The organism is Burkholderia sp. Cy-637 (assembly GCF_011753175.1).
GTDB classification, from domain to species: Bacteria; Pseudomonadota; Gammaproteobacteria; order Burkholderiales; family Burkholderiaceae; genus Burkholderia; species Burkholderia gladioli.
The window spans coordinates 1-984 of sequence record NZ_VWWC01000394.1 but is presented as its reverse complement, the minus strand read 5'-3'; the positions used below and the strand labels follow the sequence as shown (position 1 = coordinate 984).

1 protein-coding gene and 1 pseudogene are annotated in these 984 nt (G+C 73.7%); both read left to right on the top strand.

Going from position 1 to position 984, the window contains the following annotated elements:
* A partial coding sequence (gene sctP, locus F3J10_RS35795) for a type III secretion system protein SctP (protein WP_167244061.1) occupies window positions 1-433 on the top strand: 433 nt, incomplete at its 5' end.
* 13 nt (window positions 434-446) lie between these two features.
* A pseudogene (locus tag F3J10_RS35790) lies at window positions 447-984 on the top strand (YscQ/HrcQ family type III secretion apparatus protein); the annotation flags it as partial.

The window sequence follows — 984 nt, the reverse complement described above, 5'->3', positions numbered from 1 at the left end:
TGTCGAGGAGGCGCTGCCCGAGCCGGCCGCGGCCCTGCCGCTGGCGGCGGGCGCGGCGGCCGAGGATCTCGACACCTTGTCGGCCCGCGTGGAGCGCGCCGCCGTGCCGGTGGTGTCGGCCGTCTACATGCAGCAGCAGCAGTACCTGCAGGTGCTGGGCGTGCTGACGCGCGAGATCGCCGCCTTCTGTGGCGATCCTGCGATCGCAAATGCCGGCAACTGGGAGGCGCAGATGACGCTGGATCCCGCGCTGCTGCCGCATACCAGGCTGTCTCTGTCGCTTTCGCGTTTCAGTCTCCGGCTTCGGTTCGATGCGCAGGACCCGGCCGCCCGGGACTTACTCTTGACGCACAGCACGATGCTCCAGCGCGAACTCGCCGATACGCTGCGCGCCTGGGGCGAAGTCCGCGACATCGAACTCACCGTCTGGTAACCCTTTCCCCCGCATGGCCGACATCCTTCTCAGCGCGACGGACAGCGACGACGACGCGAGCGATCCTTCCGCTCGCGCGGCGGGCGCGCCCGTGCCCGGCGCGTTCGGGACGGCGGGGGCGCAGGTCGAGGCTTCGTGGCAGCGGCAACAGCCCGATGATCAAGCGGCGGGCGGCGAAGCGCCTGCCGAGGTCGATGCCGTGCCTCCCGCCGCGCCGATCGCGCGCGCCGTGCCGCGCCGCATCGACACCAGCCTCGCGCGCCTCTCGCAGACCGTGCACGACACGCGCCTGGGCCCCGCCGTGCAGGCCGCCAACGGCGCCGCGCTGCTGCGCGCCGAGCCGCTGGCCGGCTTGCCCGCGCGAAGCGGCGCGCGCGATCCGGCCGTGATCGAGTTGTCGGTGGCCGCACCCGGCGGCGCGCCGCGGCCGGTGTTCGTCGAACTCGACCTCGATGCCCATCCGGCGCTGGCGATCGTCGCCTGGCCCGATCGCGCGGCTTCGTCCCTTTCCCCCGGCGCGCCGGCCATGCTCGCGCCCGGCGGCGCCGAGA